This window comes from Enterobacter sp. QK-SA4 (assembly GCF_056856775.1).
In genome coordinates this window covers 2879946-2896752 of sequence record NZ_JBXFXH010000007.1, presented here as the reverse complement: position 1 = coordinate 2896752, position 16807 = coordinate 2879946, and the positions used below count along the sequence as shown (strand labels likewise).

Sequence of the window (16807 nt, the reverse complement as noted above, 5' to 3'; positions counted from 1 at the left end):
ACTCCGGGAGGTTAACAATGAGCAAGAATTTGTTTTGCCTGAGTGGTCAGGCGATTACGAGAAAACATTAACTGCAGGCGGCCACCGCCCACCTGGTGCCACAGCACGGCGGCGCGGATACCTGCCAGCAGGGACGCGCGCACTTTCGCCTGTACCTGCGGACTTTGCAGCACGGCAGGGGATCCGGTGACCTGAATACGCGGGCCCAGCGGGCTGATGACGTCAACATAAATGCCGGCCATAGCGCTCAGCAGCGTTTCCGACTGCAGGTCAAAATGGTCGAGCTGACGCTGCAGCCCGGCAATGCGATCGCCCAGCGTATTCATTGCGCCTTTTGCGGCGTTCAGCTTACGTTCCAGCACCATCAGGCTTAACGTGTAGCGGGTCAGCTCCGCGTTTAATCCCTGACGGCTGCTGGCGTTAAGCACGCCCAGCAGAGTTTCAAGACCGAGACGAAGATTGGTTTCACTGCCGCCGAACACGCCCAGGGTCGAGCCGGGGTTGAGATCGATAACGCTGTTCAGCGAAACGTGCAGGGCGTCAGCGTCGCAATGACCCTGATGCGCCAGCTGTTGCACCAGACGGGCTGACTGGCAAATTCCCGCCAGCGCCAGGGTGATGTCATAGTAGTTCTTCGCCACACGGTCTCCTTTATGTGTGAATCGTATTAAACAGCAGGCAGCGGCAGGCGCTGTTCAATGATCCCGCCGCCCAGACAGATTTCGCCGCTGTAGAAGACAGCAGACTGACCCGGGGTAACGGCGGCGACCGGCTCGTCGAAACGCACGTCAATACGATCGTCATCGAGCGCGGTAATGGTGCATGGAATATCGGTCTGACGGTAGCGTGTTTTCACCGTGCAGCGCAGCGTGCCTTTCAGCGGCTCACGATCGACCCAGTGCAGCTGCTGCGCAATAAGTCCAACGGACATCAGACGCGGATGATCGTGTCCCTGGGCAACAACCAGAATATTGTTTTCGACGTCTTTGTCGACAACATACCATGGATCTTCGCTACCTTCTTTGGTCCCGCCAATACCCAGGCCTTTACGCTGGCCGAGCGTGTGGTACATCAGCCCCTGATGCTGGCCAATCTCTTCCCCGTCGACGGTGACAATTTTACCCGGCTGAGCAGGCAGGTAACGTCCCAGGAAATCGCGGAATTTGCGCTCGCCGATGAAGCAGATGCCGGTAGAGTCTTTTTTCTTCGCGGTGATCAGATCCAGCTCTTCGGCGATTTTACGTACCTGCGGCTTTTCCAGCTCGCCGACCGGGAACAGGCTCTGGGCGATTTGCTCGTGGCTCAGCGTATAGAGGAAATAGCTTTGATCTTTGTTGCCGTCCAGACCGCGCAGCAGCTGGCTTTTGCCATTCACGTCTGCACGGCGCACGTAGTGACCGGTCGCAATATAGTCTGCACCCAAATCTTCTGCGGCGAATTCCAGGAAGGCCTTAAATTTGATCTCTTTGTTGCACAGAATATCCGGGTTCGGCGTGCGGCCCGCTTTGTACTCTTCGAGGAAGAGTTCAAAAACGTTATCCCAGTATTCTGCGGCAAAGTTAACGGTGTGCAGCTCAATGCCGAGCTTATCGCATACGGCCTGCGCGTCGGCGAGATCCGCTGCGGCGGTGCAGTATTCCTCGCCATCATCTTCCTCCCAGTTCTTCATGAACAGGCCCTCCACCTTATAGCCCTGTTGCTGTAACAGGTAGGCGGAAACGGAGGAATCGACACCGCCGGACATGCCGACGATCACTTTTTTCTGGCTGTTATCTGACATGGAATACTCACGACATTGAACTTCAAGGCGGCGTATTCTATCACGCCCCCCCACCATTGGCACCCTCTGTAAACGGCCAGTTAAATGCGCCGATAACATCCAGCGGCAGGCGTGCGCCTGACTGCCAGCAGCGAATGCTTTCCGCAACCAGCGGCGAGCGCAGGTTTGGCGCGTTCAGGATCTCGTCGGCAGTGACCCACAGACAGCGGTCGATATCGTCGTCCTGCGGCTCTGTGGCGCACGTTTCGCTAAGCTCAACGGCGAATAAAAAGCGCAGGAAGGGCGTGTGGTCAGGTGCGATCCACTGATGCATGCGGATGAGGTGCTGAGGCTCAGCGTGAATGCCGGTCTCTTCCCACAGCTCGCGTTTCGCTGCCTGCAGCAGGGTCTCATTGGCTTCAAGGTGTCCGGCAGGCTGGTTCCACAGCGCTTTGCCGTTAATGCTCTCTTCGACAACAAGGAATTTACCCCGGGCGTGGACCACGCAGGCAACCGTGACATGAGGTTTAAACATAGTGACTCCTTAAGGGGTAACGTCGCGCCATTCGCCGTTTGCCAGCGTTTCCAGGGTGTAGCTGCCCATGGCGTAGCGAATCAGACGCAGGGTAGGGAAGCCGACGTGTGCGGTCATGCGCCGAACCTGGCGGTTGCGGCCTTCATAAAGGGTTATTTTGAGCCAGCTTGTTGGAATGGATTTGCGTTCGCGAATCGGCGGGTTGCGCGGCCAAAGCCACTCCGGTTCATTCACGCGTTCAATACCCGCCGGCAGGGTTGGGCCGTCGTTCAACGTCACGCCGCTGCGTAGCGCTGCCAGCGTCGCGTCATCCGGCTCGCCTTCCACCTGGACGAAGTAAATTTTGCCGGTGCGTTTGCCCGGCTGCGTGAGCTTCGCCTGCAATGCGCCGTCGTTGGTTAAGACCAGAAGGCCTTCGCTGTCGCGGTCCAGGCGCCCGGCCGCGTAGACGCCCTGAACAGGGATATAATCCTTCAGCGTGCTGCGTCCGGCTTCATCGGTAAACTGAGGCAAAACATCGTAGGGTTTATTGAACAAAATAACCCGCTTCGGCTGGGTTTCCTGCGGTCTTCTGGCGGCTTGTCGCGAGCTGAATCGCTCAACCCGGTGTTTTGTAAAAGAAGTTTTCTTCATGGTATTTTCAGGCGTTATCAATTGCCGCATTATAGCCTAATAACGAAGACCTTTCATGGCGCAGGACAATCAGGTACTATCGAAGGGCTCATTACAATTTATTAACATAAGATCAGTAACAACCAGAAGCGCTCGAAGGAGAGGTTAATGGAAAGCAAAGTAGTTGTTCCGGCGGAAGGTAAAAAGATCACCCTGCAAAACGGCAAGATTAACGTTCCTCACAATCCGATTATCCCGTTCATCGAAGGTGACGGTATCGGTGTAGACGTTACCCCGGCGATGCTGAAAGTGGTTGATGCCGCTGTTGAGAAAGCCTACAAAGGCGAGCGTAAAATTTCCTGGATGGAAATTTACACCGGTGAGAAATCTACTCAAGTTTATGGCCAGGACGTCTGGCTGCCAGCAGAAACGCTGGATCTGATCCGCGACTACCGCGTTGCTATTAAAGGCCCACTGACGACGCCAGTTGGCGGCGGTATCCGTTCCCTGAACGTGGCACTGCGTCAGGAGCTGGACCTGTACGTGTGTCTGCGTCCGGTTCGTTACTATCAGGGCACCCCAAGCCCGGTTAAGCACCCTGAACTGACCGATATGGTTATCTTCCGCGAAAACTCAGAAGACATCTACGCGGGTATCGAATGGAAAGCGGACTCTGCTGACGCAGAAAAAGTGATTAAATTCCTGCGCGAAGAGATGGGCGTGAAGAAAATTCGCTTCCCTGAGCATTGCGGTATCGGCATCAAGCCATGCTCTGAAGAGGGTACTAAACGTCTGGTGCGTGCGGCTATCGAATACGCGATCACCAACGACCGTGACTCTGTGACCCTGGTTCACAAAGGCAACATCATGAAGTTCACCGAAGGCGCGTTCAAAGACTGGGGCTACCAGTTGGCGAAAGAAGAGTTCGGTGGTGAGCTGATCGACGGTGGCCCATGGCAGAAAATTAAGAACCCGAACACTGGCAAAGAGATCATCATTAAAGATGTGATCGCCGATGCGTTCCTGCAGCAGATCCTGCTGCGTCCTGCAGAATACGACGTAATTGCCTGTATGAACCTGAACGGTGACTACATCTCTGACGCCCTGGCTGCTCAGGTTGGCGGTATCGGTATCGCCCCTGGCGCGAACATCGGTGACGAGTGCGCTCTGTTCGAAGCGACCCACGGCACTGCACCAAAATACGCGGGTCAGGACAAAGTGAACCCAGGCTCTATCATCCTGTCCGCAGAGATGATGCTGCGTCATATGGAATGGTTCGAAGCCGCAGACCTGATCGTTAAAGGTATGGAAGGCGCGATCAACGCGAAAACCGTAACCTATGACTTCGAACGTCTGATGGAAGGCGCTAAGCTGCTGAAATGCTCAGAGTTTGGCGACGCGATTATCGCGAACATGTAATCCAGATTCTGGGTTAAACAAGAGCGGGGGCCTGAGGGTTCCCGTTTTTTTTGCCTCTGCCTGAGGGAGACAATACGATGTTAGCCACCGTCCTTATCGCTGTCGTTGCATTCATCCATCTCTACATTCTTGTGCTGGAAATGTTCCTGTGGAATACCAAAACAGGGCACAAGGCCTTTAATCTGCGTCCTGATTTTGCGCGCGAGACCCGCGTGCTGGCCGCAAACCAAGGGTTGTATAACGGTTTTCTGGCGGCCGGTCTGCTCTGGAGCCTCTGGCTCGGCGAAAAGGGTATTCAGGTGGCCATCTTCTTCCTGACCTGCGTATTAATCGCCGGGCTCTTTGGCGCAGCCACCGCCAGCCGAAAAATTTTGTATGTCCAGGCCGCGCCCGCTCTCGCAGCGCTGCTTGCGTTACTCATCTGAAGCAATGCTTTGGTTGAGATTAGGCGTCCGATATACTGATGGCTTTACCCGTAAAGATTAGCGACGAGACAGTTATGAACAACGATATCCCACTGAAATATTATGACATTGCCGATGAGTACGCGACGGAAGCCGCAGAGCCCGTCGCTGACTCAGAGCGCGACGCGCTGGCACATTATTTCCAGCTGCTGCTCACCCGTTTATCGAATAATGAGGAGATTAGCGAGGAAGCCCAGCAGGAGATGGCCGCTGAGGCCGGGATCCGTGCGGGTCGCATCGATGATATTGCGAACTTCCTCAATCAGTGGGGAAATGAATAGTCTGCTTCAAAAGCCGTTATGCTGATGCTTTGCGATACAGCTTAGCATCACGCTATCGGACCACATGCATTTTTTCCGCAGAATATGCGACGCGGGGGCGTCTATAAACAGCGCGAAAATAACGGTCAGACAAAAGAGTACCACTGGGAATAGTAAGGATAATTTCACGTTTTTAACCAAAATATGAGTGTGCTTCAGGGTAATCTACCGTCTGAATGTGACGACTATATGTTTTTGCGTAAAAAATAGAAATGCCCGACTGGAAAAAAACGGACGCGCAAGGCTTCGGATTACGGTGCGACCCCGGTGAGTCGCTTCGCCAGCTCGCTTCGGGTGAGCGCTTTTGAAAAATACCATCCCTGAATCAGCGCATCGGGATATCTGCTTGCTATAAAGCGATATTGAATTTCATTTTCCACGCCCTCGAAAACAAGCGTTTTATTCAATCTTGCAAGGGCATCGCTGAAGATTACAAAGATGTTTTGCTTATAATGCTCGCTGATGCCGTCCACCAGCGACTTATCGATTTTGATTTCATCATATTCAAGCAGCGAAAGGCGGGCGAGGTTCGAGTTCTGCACGCCAAAATCATCTATTGATATTTTAACGCCGAGTGATTTCAGCTCCTGACAGAATCCCTCGAGGATATCTGCCGTGGAAACGGCTTTCTCAGAGAGTTCGACCTTCATCAGGGAAAGGGGAAGGTGATTGGCAAAACACGCACGGCGCAAAATGGTAATGAACTGTCCATCTTCAATTTCCTTGTGCCCAACGTTTATTGAGACTATCAGCTGGTGTTTTATCGCCAGAGGGGCAATTTCGGAAAGGGATTTTTCGATAATATTACTGTAATATTTTTTATACAGGCCGATCTTCTTAATTAATGGGATAAACAGCTCCGGAGAGACGTCCCCGTGCTTTTGATCGCGCCATCTCGACAGAACTTCGACGCCCACGATTTTTTGATCGTGAATGCGAATAATGGGCTGATAGTTAACGCTGATGGTATTCGTGATGACGGCTTTTATCAGCGTACGTTCCAGAGAAAAACGGTCTTCATAGATACGGAAGATAAATAACGTTATCGCAATCCAGATAAAACAGAGAATGACTGCGAGATGCGCAAAGATAAACGGAGGCAACGAGGCCAGCCCGGCGTCGTGATGCTTCACGATGACGCACAGGTCCCAGAAGGTGCTGCACTGTGTCAGAGTCAGGGTAAACAACGTCGAATGCAGCCAGCTCTGCTGATTTAGCTCCGTGGCGGCCGAAAAAAAGACTCTGCCGAAGTCTTTGGTGGTAGCACTGAGCGAATAGCTTGCGGTAACCGGGGTGAATTTATCGTAAGCATAGCGGGAGGTGAAGATAATAATATTATTATAAATTGCCGCATTGCCCGTGAAAAAGTCTTTTCTCGAAAACTGGGCCAGGAGAAAGCCCCTCGGCGTTTTATGCAGTTCTGCAGGAAGTGCAACGGGCGTCGCGAGTTTTCCCCAAAAAGCGGTACAGACAATTTTTCCCTTCTCAATATAGCCGATATCGGCAAAATAAAGATTATTAAGCTTAATTTGTCTGTAGCGATCGAGGCTGGTTTTATCACATCCCTGCGTCGTGATGCTTTTGAGACCCAGCGCCACGCTTTGGGACACGTCTTCTGAATAATGTAAAAGGGTACGGGATATTTCACGCTGTTTGCTCTTCTGCTGACCGATGATTACAACATTGACCGCATAAAGAGACAGGAAGACCAGAAGCGTTGAAGCAATAGCAACGGCAATGAGCTTTTTCATTTTCCAGTTATCCAGTCCGCTCCCTGATTTCACAAATCTTAACACAGCCAGGGCAAGGAACAAGCCTGATAGTCACGTCATGTGAGTAAATGCCGGCAGGTGAACTCATACGAAAGTATCAGTTTTTTAAGACAATTCTCATCTAAGCTATTTTCATTGTTATAAGCAATACCGGGTTAGCACAGGCTCTTCAACCAGAACATCCATGCTTGATTTTTCTATTAAGGAAAACATCGTGCGCAACGTGATGATCCCTATTCTTAGCGCTCTGTTTCTTTTTCTGAGCGGCATTTTGATTATTAACTGGCAGCTATGGCAGATGGCGAAGCTGAGTAATAGTCATACCGCCACGGCCAGCACCCAAAAAATAGAAAACATTCTGGCTGAAGCAGTCAGTGCGGCCAGCACGGCGAAGCGCGTTGCGGCCCAAGGGTGTACCAGTAGCGGACAGCTGGCGCTGGGGACAGAGGCAGCGCTAAAACCGCATCTGCGCGCCATCATGATCGAGCAGCAGGGTAAGATCATCTGTACTTCCCTTCCCGGGAATGGCGTGTTGATTATTCATCCTGAGACGTTACCTGCCGAAAAATTGGTGCTGTTACCGGGCAGTCGACTGGTGAACGGCATTCCGGTGCTAGTCTTTCAGATGCCCATCGTGGGAGGGCGCGTCATCGTCAGCATCAGTGACGCGCATTTACAGGACGTCATTGCAAACGCATCGAACAGCATGGATCTGGGGCTGGTTGTCGGCGAAAGCATGCTTGTTCGCAACGGTGCAGTGAGGGGCTGGAAAGCGGCCTCCTGGGCGGGGGCGCTTACGGCATCAACGCAATTTCCCTTCAGCCTCGCCTGGCAACCTCCTGCCTTTTTCAGCCTGACGCGGCTTTTGCAACAGGGATGGAGCCTGATACTGCTTATTCTTGCGCTATCGGTGGCGGTGGGTATTTTGATCCGCCGATACAAGGGGAAAAGTACCTCATTTGAAGACGACTTACGTAAGGCCATTTTGCAGGGGGAGATCGTGCCTTATTACCAGCCGATCGTGAACGGCGATACCGGCGGGTTATACGGCGTTGAGGTCCTGGCAAGATGGAAGCATCCAAAGTCAGGCTTTATCCCGCCGGATGTCTTTATTCCGATTGCCGAACGTAGCGGGTTGATTATACCGCTGACCAAAGGGTTAATGGCAAAAGTGGTGACCCAGCTTAAGCCGCTTTTGCCTAAGCTACCGGACGGGTTTCATATCGGGGTAAACATCAGCGCCAGACATATTAATGCGCCTTCATTTATCGGTGACTGCCGCGTCTTCGGGAAGGGGTTTCAGGGTAAAGAGGTCAAACTGGTTCTCGAGGTGACCGAGCGTGAACCGCTAATCGATAATCCCCACCTCGTGGAAAACCTCAACATGCTGCATAACGCCGGCTTTGTTATTGCCCTGGATGATTTTGGTACGGGTTATTCCGGGCTGTCATGCCTTAATGCGCTGGCCATTGATTATATTAAAATTGATAAAAGCTTTGTGAACCGGGTTTCAGAGGAAAAGGACTCAACGATCCTGCTGGACTGCGTCATTGACCTGGCGAAAAAACTCTCTTTACGCATTGTTGCTGAAGGCGTAGAAACAAAAGAGCAACTGGAGTATCTCAACCGTAATGAGATAACCCTGTTACAGGGATATTATTTTGGTAAGCCCGTCTCCTATATCGATTTTATTAAAGTCATTTTATCTAAACCCAGGGAGACAGTTAGTTTGTAACACGAAATAAAGACGAGCTTCAGTTGCATGCTTAAGTGCAATTCATTTTCCTCTTATCCCGAGCTTTGTTACAGTGACAAGAGTTGTCAGCCAGGGATGTCAGGCGTGATAAGGTGGAAAAGCTCGTGCATGTGAAAAATACTTTTTACACAACAACCATTACCGTCATCATTGTCTCATTGATCATCTCGCTGTCGCTTGCCGTCCAAATTGCCACGTCCAGACAGCAGTCAATTCAGCAAATTAATACCAGCGTTGCTAACCTGAGCCATACCCTTGATGTCTACACCGAGGGGATCATGCGCCAAAGCGAAATGTTAATTACTACCGTTTCCGACATAATCGAAATTTATGGCATGACGCCGCAACAGGCGACCAATATTCAGCGGATGATAAATGATCAGGATAATCTTCTTACCCAGATTAATAATGTGGTTGTTTACGACGCTCAGGGCGATATCTTTACCGCCTTGCACGAAACTTTTACAGGCCCACGCAAAGGATCGGACAGGTCATTTTTTATCTATCACAAGGAAAATAAAAATCAGCAGATTTTTATTGGTGAGCCCGTGGTAAGCAGAACCAATGGCAAATGGGTCATTACCATTAGTCGTCGCCTTGAAACCCACACCGGGGCATTTAACGGTGTTGTGGTGGTGACGCTGGGTATCGAGAATTTCCTCGCGCTTTACGGGCAGATTAATATTGGTCACCTGGGCGTCATCGGCTTAACGACGCAATCCGGCGTGCTGCTGGTCCGTCACCCCTTTAAAAATACCTACGTCGGCACGATTTTTTCTGATTCACCCCTCTTCAGGAAATACCTAAAGGTACAAAATACCGGGATAGCCAGTTCCGTTTCCCGGTTTGATAAAATCGAACGCATTTACGCCTATGAAAAAAACCGACGCTACGGGCTGGTGACCACCGTGGCCGTCAGCATTGATGAAGCCCTCGCTCCGTGGCGCAAGCAGGCTATTCAGCTGGCGCTGCTCATTTTCGTTTTCACTGCGATACTTATCGTCGCGTCGTACTTCCTGTATTCCGACTTATCCAGAAAAACCAGAGATAATAAGGCGCTGAAGATTATCGCTTCCGAGGATGCGTTGACCGGGCTGTATAACCGTCGCATTTTTGATGAAAGAATCCTCTCGGAAATCGCGACGTGTGCCGCACATGACGCAGCGATTTCGATACTGATTGTGGACGTGGACTACTTCAAAAAATACAACGATAACTACGGCCATCCGGAAGGGGACCGTTGTCTGGCGCTGCTGGGAAACAGTCTCAGGGAGAGCCTTACCCGTGATAATCAGATTGTGGCGCGCTACGGCGGAGAGGAGTTTGCGCTGATATTACCTGATACGGATATCCAGGAGGCGCTTCGACTGGCGCAGACGATCATTCGCAACGTGTTTTCCCTGCAAATCGCGCATGCTTTTAGCCCCTTCCGACGGGTGACGGTAAGCGTCGGGATTTCCACCGCGCGTGCAGTCGACATCGCGGGCAGCCAGCAGAATATCATTATTGCCGCTGACCAGGCGCTCTATCAGGCGAAACGCGCGGGACGTAACCGGTACGCGTTTGTTGGGGTTTGAACAGAAAAAAAAAGCCCACTCAGGAGTGGGCAAAAAATACTGGAAGCAATGTGAGCAATGTCGTACTGAATACCTGAGTGTTACGCTCAACTATTCAGTGTTGAGAAAGATAATCTTTCTCAACAAAAGATGCAACCCCACAGTTTATGCGGCAGGTTCTTTTTGTTGGTGAATAATTGCGCACTCTCTCATTGTGATGCCTATCACAAATTTCCTTTCTGAAATCCTGTGCTATTCTTTTTTGTGTCGTTGATTTAATGACAAAAACCATACAGAGAGGAAAGTTATGGGAATTTTATCCTGGATTATCTTTGGGCTTATTGCGGGTATTCTGGCGAAGTGGATTATGCCGGGCAAAGATGGCGGTGGTTTTATCGTCACCGTAATACTGGGTATTATCGGCGCGGTAGTCGGCGGCTGGATCAGTACGCTGTTCGGTTTTGGCAAAGTCGATGGCTTTAACTTCGGCAGCTTTGCCGTCGCGGTCATCGGTGCGCTGGTTGTTCTGTTTATCTACAGAAAAATCAAAAGCTAAGGCTTAAAAGCGTTAAAAAAGGCTGCCAGATGGCGGCCTTTTTTACGTGGCGGGTTTACCACCAGCCAAGCTGCGTGCCGGCAAACGCCGCGATGGCTACGATCAGCATAATGAGAGTCGTTTTTCTCATTTATGCCCCAGGCGCCGCGTAACCACCGACAAAAAACCATGCTAAAAAAATCACCGCCGTTATAAAAATAACGACCGGGAAGAGGATCCCTATTCTCATATCATCACCTGTTTCGGTTCTTGTAACGCCGTAGAGTGTACGGGGTTAATCCATAGTGAGAAAGCGTGTTTTGCTTTTTCCTTTCTTATCCTGATACATCGCGACATCCGCGTCGCGTAATGCGCTGTCCGGATCGGTTACCCGAGGGTCCACTTCGATAACGCCGACGCTGGCTCCGGGGTATATGAGGTTGACGCTACCCAGCCAGTATTCACCGGCAATACAGGCGCTGAGGCGCGTTTTGAGCAGCGTGACCTGCGCGTTATCTCCTTCACTGTGGGATGTGCTCAACGACGCCACCAGAAACTCATCGCCGCCCAGCCGGCCAATGATATCGTCCTGCTGTTTTTCTTCCGTCAGACGCTTGCCCACTTCAATCAGGAACTGGTCGCCAGCCTCGTGGCCGTAGCGATCGTTAATCAGCTTGAAATCATCCAGATCGATGAACGCGATGACGGTGTTACGCTTAAGGTGCCGCGCCAGGGAAAACAGCGTGGTCAGATCTTCAAAAATGGCGCGACGGTTGGGTAAACCGGTAAGGGCATCCGTGTAAGAGTGCGCGATGAGGGCCGCATTGGCTTCGCGAAGCTGGGTTACCAGCGACTCTTTCTGAATGGACTGGGCAATCAGCCCGGCGAATAACTTCAGAACCTGTTCACCGCGCTCGCTAAGGGGCTTTCTGGCCGTACTGGTGGCACAAAGCGTTCCGTAGAGTGAACCATCCGCAAGATGGACAGGAATACTCATGTAGGTCGTAATGCCGAGCGCTTTCGCCGCCTCGCACTCCGGCCAGCGTTCGGGAACGTCGTTGCTGAATACGGTGTCGCTATCCAGCGCGCGCTTACACAGCGTTTCATCCCACGGGACGCTCAGCCCCTCAGGGATTGTCATCTGCTTGCTGTTGCGGGCGTAGAGGATATGCTGCAGTCGGGCTTCGATATCTACCTTGGTGAGGTAAGTCGACTCCATGTCAGTCACGATCTCCAGCATCTCCAGCAGCTGACGAACGAGACCTTCAAGGGATTGTTCAGTGGCGAGGGTTTCTGAAACACGGGCAAGGATAATATCCGACATGACGTAGAATGACTCCCAGGCAGAAGACGTCTGCATCTGCATGTTATGCTGAGTTTTTAGACTTCAGGCATAGTAAAACATGAATATAAAAAATTTAATATATGCAGGGAGTGGGCCGCAGGATAGAAAAAAGGCCCCGTTGTTGAGACCGGGGCAAAGACATCTTGATTACGGAATGATGTTCTCTGGTCATATCGAGAACATGCAACACTATAGTGTTGAAAAGTGCAGTTAAAATGGAGAAATCATGGAGAAAGCGGCGATGACCCGTTACCCTTAGACTGTCATGATGTCACAAGGATCAATGAGATGAGATTTCTGCTTCTGGCGCTGGCGCTTCCCCTGGCTGCCTGCACCGCGAAAACAACCCCACCCGATGCGCCGAAACCGCCTCACGCTATCGGTATGGCGAACCCGGCCTCCGTGTACTGCCTGGAGAAAGGCGGGGAACAGATCCCGGTTCAAAGCCCGCAGGGCGTACGCACGGAGTGCAAACTACCGGGCGGCGAAGTGATTGATGAATGGACGCTCTACCGTCGCGATCGTCCGCAACCCACCAGGTGACAGACGTATATTGCCTGCGATACACTTCTCTTTAGGATTATTCTTAGCCAGCTCCTGGCTACCGTTACCGTGAGAGAAGTATGTTTCAGCTTAAACCGGGCAGCATGGCGATGATCATCGGTGCCCGCACGGCGTCAGGCCGTCGCAATATTGGTAAATCTGTTGAGCTGTTTGGCCTGTGTCAGCCCGGCCTGCGTTTCGTTAACCCGGTCAACGGCGTGATGACGCAATTACCCGCTACCGCCGATCGCGCGCTTTGGCTGGTGACTGGCGATGTTTATGCCTTTGACAATCAGCACGGCTTTGCCTTTGTCCGCGCCGAACATCTGATGCCGCTCACCCCCGATGAAGCGCCGCAAATGCTTGACGAGCTGGCGATCGGCTGATCAGAGATGGCGCAGCCAGTCGGCTAATACCAGGGCGTGATTTTGCTTCGTGTCTTTGGCAGCGTAGAGCAGGGTGACGGTTTGCCTGTTCGCCAGCGTCGCAAGACGCATTCCCTCGTCAGCATGCTGCGCCAGCTCTTCCCTATAGGCCTTACTGAAGGCGGCGAAATCAATGGTTTCGCTATGAAAGGCCTTGCGTAATTCATTCGAGGGCGTGAGCGCTTTACACCATTCATCATACGCGAGGTCCGTCTTTTTAACCCCGCGCGGCCACAGTTTGTCCACCAGCACCCGATAGCCGTCGTCCGGGCCAGCCTGCTCGTATACGCGTTTGCATTGAATCATAATTCCACCCTCCCAATTTAAGGTATTGTGATAATTGCAGAAGATCGGTAGTCTGAGGTTCCTTATGTTATCTGATAATACTCTGGCATAAGGAACCTTTCATGGAACACCTCCCGGTTAAAACGACGCTGCGCATTGCGCTGGTTGGCGATTACAATCCCAGTGTTATTGCGCATCAGGCGATCCCGCTAGCCATTGACGACGCCGCCGCAGTCCTTGACCTCACCGCCGATTACGACTGGCTTGCCACCACGGAGCTGACAAGCCCTGAAGATCTGGTGGGCTACGATGCCATCTGGCTGGTGCCTGCCAGCCCCTATAAAAACACCGAGGCGGCTTTTATCGCCGCGCGCTATGCGCGTGAATACGGCATTCCATTCCTTGGCACCTGCGGCGGATTCCAGCACGCGCTGATTGAGTATGCCCGCAATGTGTTGGGCTGGGCCGATGCGGCACATGCCGAGACGGATACCGAAGGCACCATGGTGATTGCGCCGCTGGCCTGTTCGCTGGTGGAAAAAACCGATGCCATTGAGCTGCGCAAAAATACGCTGATCGCGAAAGCGTACGGCAAGCCGGAAATTGAAGAGGGCTATCACTGTAACTATGGCGTGTCGCCGGCGTTTTCCCAGGCGCTGGAAAGCGGTGATATGCACGTTACGGGCTGGGACGAACAGGGGGAAATTCGCGCCGCAGAGCTGGTTACGCATCCGTTCTTCGTGATTACCTTATTCCAGCACGAGCGTGCCGCGCTGGAAGGCCGTCCGGTCGTGCTGGTGCAGGCGATGCTGCGCGCCGCTCGTGGGTAAAAAAGGCAGACCCGAGGGTCTGCCGCACTGTTTAACGGGGGGCGATCTCCCGGTCTCGCCCGGCCAGAACGCCGCAAATAGCCATTATCACGGCGGCCAGGGCGCAGCCCAGAAGCGGGATCCGCCAGTCTCCCGCGCTATCGTGAATTTTCCCCATCAGCGGAGGGCCGCAGGCGGCGAGCAGATAGCCAATCGACTGCGCCATGCCGGAGAGCGCCGCAGACTGGTGCGCAGAGCTGGCGCGCAGGCCGATGAACGTCAGGCCGAGGATCATCGTTGCTCCGGAGCCAAAGCCAAACACCAGCGTCCACATCACCGCCATGTCAGGCATAAACCATAGCCCCGCCGCGCTTACCGCGCACATCAGCGCCACCGCACCTGCGATCCCCCGCTGATCTTTCAGACGGTGGAGTACCAGAGGAACGGCAAGCCCCGGCACGGCCGTGGCCAGCTGCAACAGCCCGTGCACCGAGCCGGCCTGCGCTTCGCTGTAGCCGTGGCTGAGCAATATCGCCGGCAGCCAGCCGATGATGACGTAGTAAATCAGCGAGTTAATCCCCAAAAAGAGCGTCACCTGCCAGGCGAGGGCCGAGCGCCAGATGGCGTGATTATGCAGCGCGCCAGCGCCCGTTACCGTCGCAACGTGTTTCTGACGCCACTGCGGCAGCCAGAGCAGCAGCGCGACCAGCGGAAACGCCATCAGCATCAGCAGCGCGCCATGCCAGCCCGCGCTACCCTGCGCCAGGGGAACTATCATCGCTGAGCCAAAGGCCGCCGAGACGCCCATCGTCAGGGAATAGGCCCCGGTGAGCCGGGCTACCTGGCCCGGGAAGTCACGCTTAATTAATCCGGGTAACAGCACGTTACCGAGCGCAATCCCGCAGCCGATGACCGCCGTTCCGATGAAAAGCAGCGCGGCGGAAGGCAGCGAGCGAAGTGCAATTCCGGCGCAAATCAGCAGCAGGGCGACAAACAGGCTGCGCTCCATGCCGATACGTCGGGCAACGCCTGCGGCAAGCGGTGAGACAAGGGCGAAAGCCAGCAGGGGCAGGGTGGTCAGCAGACCGGTTTGCGCCGTGCTTAAGCCATAATCAAGACGAATAGTGTCGAGCAGCGGAGCTGCGCCGGTAAAGGTGACGCGAAGCGTAGTGGCAATCATCAGGATGCCTGCAATTAACAGCGCGCCGTGTTTTCCTGAGGTGCGAATAGCAGTAGTCATTATGTTCTCATACGTTCAAGCGAGCGCACACAATACCGATTTTCCCGGCGGTTGAAATCAGGCTAAAATGACAGTTTATCGCTAAAATCGGACAAACTGATGATTGGTCTGGGACTGGACGGCTATGATCCCGATAGCCAGCACGATGCGGCCGTCGCATTTCGCATCCGCGTGGTGGCGGAGGAGCAGTATATTCCCCGGCATCATCACCGTAAGGGGCAGTTGATTCTGGCCCTCGGCGGCGCGATCACCTGCGAAGTGGAAAATGCCATGCTGATGGTTCCGCCCCAGTACGCCGTCTGGATCCCCGGCCAAATGCCGCACAGCAACAGGGCTACCCCGGGGGCGCAGCTCTGCTTTTTGTTCATTGAACCGGGGGCGGCAAGCTTGCCCGACCGCTGCTGCACCCTGAAAATCTCCCCTCTGGTGCGGGAACTGATTTTATCCCTGGCGGAAAAATCGCGTGAACAGCTCTCTCTTGCGGCCACGTCGCGCCTAGTGGACGTTCTGTTTGACGAGCTGCCGCTCCAGCGTCAGGAGCATCTGCAGCTGCCCGTCTCGCCCCATCCTAAAATTCGGCTGATGAGCGAGAAAATGGCGGAAGAGCCCGCCGCCTGGCAGACGCTGACGCAGTGGGCGAGCCACTTTGCCATGAGCGAACGCAGCCTGGCGCGGCTGGTGGTGAAAGAGACCGGTTTAAGCTTTCGCCGCTGGCGCCACCAGCTGCAGCTGATTGTGGCCTTACAGCATTTGATTGGTGGGAAATCGGTACAGCAGGTGGCACAGTCACTCGGCTATGACTCTACCACAGCGTTTATCACCATGTTCAGGAAGGGACTCGGCCAGACGCCGGCGCGTTATATGGCCAGCCTGACTACGACTTCCCAATAAACAGAGAGACCAGGCCCGCCGCAATCAGCGGGCCGACCGGCACGCCGCGAAAGAGCGCCACGCCCAGCACGGTGCCCACCAGCAGACCCGCCACCAGCGAGGGCTGGCTGCTCATCAGCGTAACGCCGCGCCCGCCCAGCCACGAAACAAAAACCCCCACCGCGATCGCCACCAGCGATTTCCAGTTTACAAACGAATGCAGCAGCGTTGAGGCGGGAAGCGTGCCGCTGGCGATGGGCGCCATTACCCCGATGGTTAAGATGATGATCCCGATGGTGAGGCCTTGTTTTTCTATCCACGGGAAAAAGCTATTTAACGGGGTCACGCGAACAATAATCAGCACCAGAATCGAGATGGCGACGGTGGTGTTATGGCTGACAAAGCCGAGCGCGGCGAGTGCCAGAAGAATGAGAAGAGTAGGGTCAAACATAGGGAATCCTTGCCAAAATAATTAACCTGCTTACTGTACGCGCAAACGCGGCGGAGGACAGTTTTAAAAAGATTTTATTGCTGTCATAACCTTGTCATTTACGCGGATTAA

General features: G+C 53.4%; 20 protein-coding genes. 10 read left to right on the top strand and 10 right to left on the bottom strand.

Going from position 1 to position 16807, the window contains the following annotated elements:
- Positions 1 to 11: 11 nt before the first annotated feature.
- The 4 genes from hflD to rluE are packed head-to-tail and all read right to left on the bottom strand — an operon-like array spanning position 12 to position 2957.
- Complete coding sequence (gene hflD, locus AC1VYI_RS15510; RefSeq protein WP_023311236.1) at positions 12 to 641, bottom strand: high frequency lysogenization protein HflD; 630 nt, start codon at positions 639 to 641, stop codon at positions 12 to 14.
- Between the two features lie 26 nt (positions 642 to 667).
- Positions 668 to 1780 (bottom strand): tRNA 2-thiouridine(34) synthase MnmA, encoded by a 1113-nt coding sequence (gene mnmA / locus AC1VYI_RS15505; protein ID WP_032657963.1) that lies wholly within the window; start codon positions 1778 to 1780, stop codon positions 668 to 670.
- Between the two features lie 40 nt (positions 1781 to 1820).
- Positions 1821 to 2294, bottom strand: a complete 474-nt coding sequence (locus AC1VYI_RS15500) for an NUDIX hydrolase (protein ID WP_045358066.1) — start codon at positions 2292 to 2294, stop codon at positions 1821 to 1823.
- 9 nt (positions 2295 to 2303) lie between these two features.
- Positions 2304 to 2957 (bottom strand): 23S rRNA pseudouridine(2457) synthase RluE, encoded by a 654-nt coding sequence (rluE, locus tag AC1VYI_RS15495; protein WP_023311239.1) that lies wholly within the window; start codon positions 2955 to 2957, stop codon positions 2304 to 2306.
- 117 nt (positions 2958 to 3074) lie between these two features.
- Here rluE and icd point away from each other — a divergent pair, with 117 nt between their 5' ends.
- From icd to AC1VYI_RS15480, 3 genes are all read left to right on the top strand, one after another.
- Positions 3075 to 4325, top strand: a complete 1251-nt coding sequence (gene icd, locus AC1VYI_RS15490) for an NADP-dependent isocitrate dehydrogenase (protein ID WP_008500752.1) — start codon at positions 3075 to 3077, stop codon at positions 4323 to 4325.
- A gap of 77 nt (positions 4326 to 4402) precedes the next feature.
- A complete protein-coding gene (locus AC1VYI_RS15485) occupies positions 4403 to 4750 on the top strand; it encodes a DUF1304 domain-containing protein (RefSeq protein ID WP_023311240.1) in 348 nt (115 codons plus the stop codon).
- 74 nt (positions 4751 to 4824) lie between these two features.
- Positions 4825 to 5070, top strand: a complete 246-nt coding sequence (locus AC1VYI_RS15480) for a YmjA family protein (protein ID WP_045401572.1) — start codon at positions 4825 to 4827, stop codon at positions 5068 to 5070.
- A gap of 290 nt (positions 5071 to 5360) precedes the next feature.
- Here the strand turns inward: AC1VYI_RS15480 and AC1VYI_RS15475 are convergent, their stop codons facing one another.
- Positions 5361 to 6860 (bottom strand): EAL domain-containing protein, encoded by a 1500-nt coding sequence (locus AC1VYI_RS15475; RefSeq protein WP_134866519.1) that lies wholly within the window; start codon positions 6858 to 6860, stop codon positions 5361 to 5363.
- Between the two features lie 205 nt (positions 6861 to 7065).
- Between AC1VYI_RS15475 and AC1VYI_RS15470 the strand changes: the two genes are divergently transcribed.
- From AC1VYI_RS15470 to AC1VYI_RS15460, 3 genes are all read left to right on the top strand, one after another.
- A complete protein-coding gene (locus tag AC1VYI_RS15470; protein WP_226483710.1) occupies positions 7066 to 8616 on the top strand; it encodes an EAL domain-containing protein in 1551 nt (516 codons plus the stop codon).
- Between the two features lie 113 nt (positions 8617 to 8729).
- Complete coding sequence (locus AC1VYI_RS15465) at positions 8730 to 10214, top strand: sensor domain-containing diguanylate cyclase (RefSeq protein WP_406807667.1); 1485 nt, start codon at positions 8730 to 8732, stop codon at positions 10212 to 10214.
- A 286-nt stretch (positions 10215 to 10500) separates the two neighbouring features.
- Positions 10501 to 10749, top strand: coding sequence for a GlsB/YeaQ/YmgE family stress response membrane protein (locus AC1VYI_RS15460; RefSeq protein ID WP_006174788.1), 249 nt, complete (start codon positions 10501 to 10503; stop codon positions 10747 to 10749).
- 130 nt (positions 10750 to 10879) lie between these two features.
- On the opposite strand, the gene AC1VYI_RS15455 is transcribed toward AC1VYI_RS15460, so the two are convergent.
- Together AC1VYI_RS15455 and AC1VYI_RS15450 are read right to left on the bottom strand one after the other, a co-directional pair.
- On the bottom strand, positions 10880 to 10978 hold the full coding sequence (locus AC1VYI_RS15455) for a YoaK family small membrane protein (protein WP_029739841.1): 99 nt from the start codon (positions 10976 to 10978) through the stop codon (positions 10880 to 10882).
- A gap of 45 nt (positions 10979 to 11023) precedes the next feature.
- Positions 11024 to 12052, bottom strand: a complete 1029-nt coding sequence (locus tag AC1VYI_RS15450) for a sensor domain-containing diguanylate cyclase (RefSeq protein WP_032658325.1) — start codon at positions 12050 to 12052, stop codon at positions 11024 to 11026.
- Positions 12053 to 12361: 309 nt separating this feature from the next.
- On the opposite strand from AC1VYI_RS15450, the gene AC1VYI_RS15445 reads away from it, so the two are divergent.
- Both AC1VYI_RS15445 and AC1VYI_RS15440 read left to right on the top strand, forming a co-directional pair.
- Positions 12362 to 12616: a putative hemolysin gene (locus AC1VYI_RS15445; RefSeq protein ID WP_023311246.1), complete on the top strand. Its 255-nt coding sequence runs from the start codon at positions 12362 to 12364 to the stop codon at positions 12614 to 12616.
- 80 nt (positions 12617 to 12696) lie between these two features.
- On the top strand, positions 12697 to 13002 hold the full coding sequence (locus AC1VYI_RS15440; protein WP_023311247.1) for a nuclear transport factor 2 family protein: 306 nt from the start codon (positions 12697 to 12699) through the stop codon (positions 13000 to 13002).
- On the opposite strand, the gene AC1VYI_RS15435 is transcribed toward AC1VYI_RS15440, so the two are convergent.
- Positions 13003 to 13347, bottom strand: coding sequence for a DUF488 domain-containing protein (locus AC1VYI_RS15435; protein WP_023311248.1), 345 nt, complete (start codon positions 13345 to 13347; stop codon positions 13003 to 13005).
- A gap of 101 nt (positions 13348 to 13448) precedes the next feature.
- Between AC1VYI_RS15435 and AC1VYI_RS15430 the strand changes: the two genes are divergently transcribed.
- Positions 13449 to 14156, top strand: a complete 708-nt coding sequence (locus AC1VYI_RS15430) for a CTP synthase C-terminal region-related (seleno)protein (protein ID WP_047742173.1) — start codon at positions 13449 to 13451, stop codon at positions 14154 to 14156.
- Between the two features lie 31 nt (positions 14157 to 14187).
- Here AC1VYI_RS15430 and AC1VYI_RS15425 read toward each other — a convergent pair whose 3' ends face one another.
- Positions 14188 to 15375: a CynX/NimT family MFS transporter gene (locus AC1VYI_RS15425; protein ID WP_134866517.1), complete on the bottom strand. Its 1188-nt coding sequence runs from the start codon at positions 15373 to 15375 to the stop codon at positions 14188 to 14190.
- Positions 15376 to 15474: 99 nt separating this feature from the next.
- Here AC1VYI_RS15425 and AC1VYI_RS15420 point away from each other — a divergent pair, with 99 nt between their 5' ends.
- A complete protein-coding gene (locus AC1VYI_RS15420; protein WP_023311251.1) occupies positions 15475 to 16266 on the top strand; it encodes an AraC family transcriptional regulator in 792 nt (263 codons plus the stop codon).
- Here AC1VYI_RS15420 and AC1VYI_RS15415 read toward each other — a convergent pair.
- A complete protein-coding gene (locus AC1VYI_RS15415; protein WP_226483712.1) occupies positions 16250 to 16696 on the bottom strand; it encodes a DUF441 domain-containing protein in 447 nt (148 codons plus the stop codon). The genes AC1VYI_RS15420 and AC1VYI_RS15415 overlap by 17 nt on opposite strands.
- Positions 16697 to 16807: the final 111 nt, after the last annotated feature.

Excerpts from the sequence above, each read along its gene's own strand:
- mnmA (WP_032657963.1), bottom strand. The coding sequence starts at position 1,780 with ATGTCAGATAACAGCCAGAAAAAAGTGATCGTCGGCATGTCCGGCGGT.
- AC1VYI_RS15500 (WP_045358066.1), bottom strand. The coding sequence starts at position 2,294 with ATGTTTAAACCTCATGTCACGGTTGCCTGCGTGGTCCACGCCCGGGGT.
- rluE (WP_023311239.1), bottom strand. The coding sequence starts at position 2,957 with ATGCGGCAATTGATAACGCCTGAAAATACCATGAAGAAAACTTCTTTT.
- icd (WP_008500752.1), top strand. The coding sequence starts at position 3,075 with ATGGAAAGCAAAGTAGTTGTTCCGGCGGAAGGTAAAAAGATCACCCTG.
- AC1VYI_RS15485 (WP_023311240.1), top strand. The coding sequence starts at position 4,403 with ATGTTAGCCACCGTCCTTATCGCTGTCGTTGCATTCATCCATCTCTAC.
- AC1VYI_RS15480 (WP_045401572.1), top strand. The coding sequence starts at position 4,825 with ATGAACAACGATATCCCACTGAAATATTATGACATTGCCGATGAGTAC.
- AC1VYI_RS15475 (WP_134866519.1), bottom strand. The coding sequence starts at position 6,860 with ATGAAAAAGCTCATTGCCGTTGCTATTGCTTCAACGCTTCTGGTCTTC.
- AC1VYI_RS15470 (WP_226483710.1), top strand. The coding sequence starts at position 7,066 with ATGCTTGATTTTTCTATTAAGGAAAACATCGTGCGCAACGTGATGATC.
- AC1VYI_RS15460 (WP_006174788.1), top strand. The coding sequence starts at position 10,501 with ATGGGAATTTTATCCTGGATTATCTTTGGGCTTATTGCGGGTATTCTG.
- AC1VYI_RS15455 (WP_029739841.1), bottom strand. The coding sequence starts at position 10,978 with ATGAGAATAGGGATCCTCTTCCCGGTCGTTATTTTTATAACGGCGGTG.
- AC1VYI_RS15450 (WP_032658325.1), bottom strand. The coding sequence starts at position 12,052 with ATGTCGGATATTATCCTTGCCCGTGTTTCAGAAACCCTCGCCACTGAA.
- AC1VYI_RS15445 (WP_023311246.1), top strand. The coding sequence starts at position 12,362 with ATGAGATTTCTGCTTCTGGCGCTGGCGCTTCCCCTGGCTGCCTGCACC.
- AC1VYI_RS15440 (WP_023311247.1), top strand. The coding sequence starts at position 12,697 with ATGTTTCAGCTTAAACCGGGCAGCATGGCGATGATCATCGGTGCCCGC.
- AC1VYI_RS15435 (WP_023311248.1), bottom strand. The coding sequence starts at position 13,347 with ATGATTCAATGCAAACGCGTATACGAGCAGGCTGGCCCGGACGACGGC.
- AC1VYI_RS15430 (WP_047742173.1), top strand. The coding sequence starts at position 13,449 with ATGGAACACCTCCCGGTTAAAACGACGCTGCGCATTGCGCTGGTTGGC.
- AC1VYI_RS15425 (WP_134866517.1), bottom strand. The coding sequence starts at position 15,375 with ATGACTACTGCTATTCGCACCTCAGGAAAACACGGCGCGCTGTTAATT.
- AC1VYI_RS15420 (WP_023311251.1), top strand. The coding sequence starts at position 15,475 with ATGATTGGTCTGGGACTGGACGGCTATGATCCCGATAGCCAGCACGAT.
- AC1VYI_RS15415 (WP_226483712.1), bottom strand. The coding sequence starts at position 16,696 with ATGTTTGACCCTACTCTTCTCATTCTTCTGGCACTCGCCGCGCTCGGC.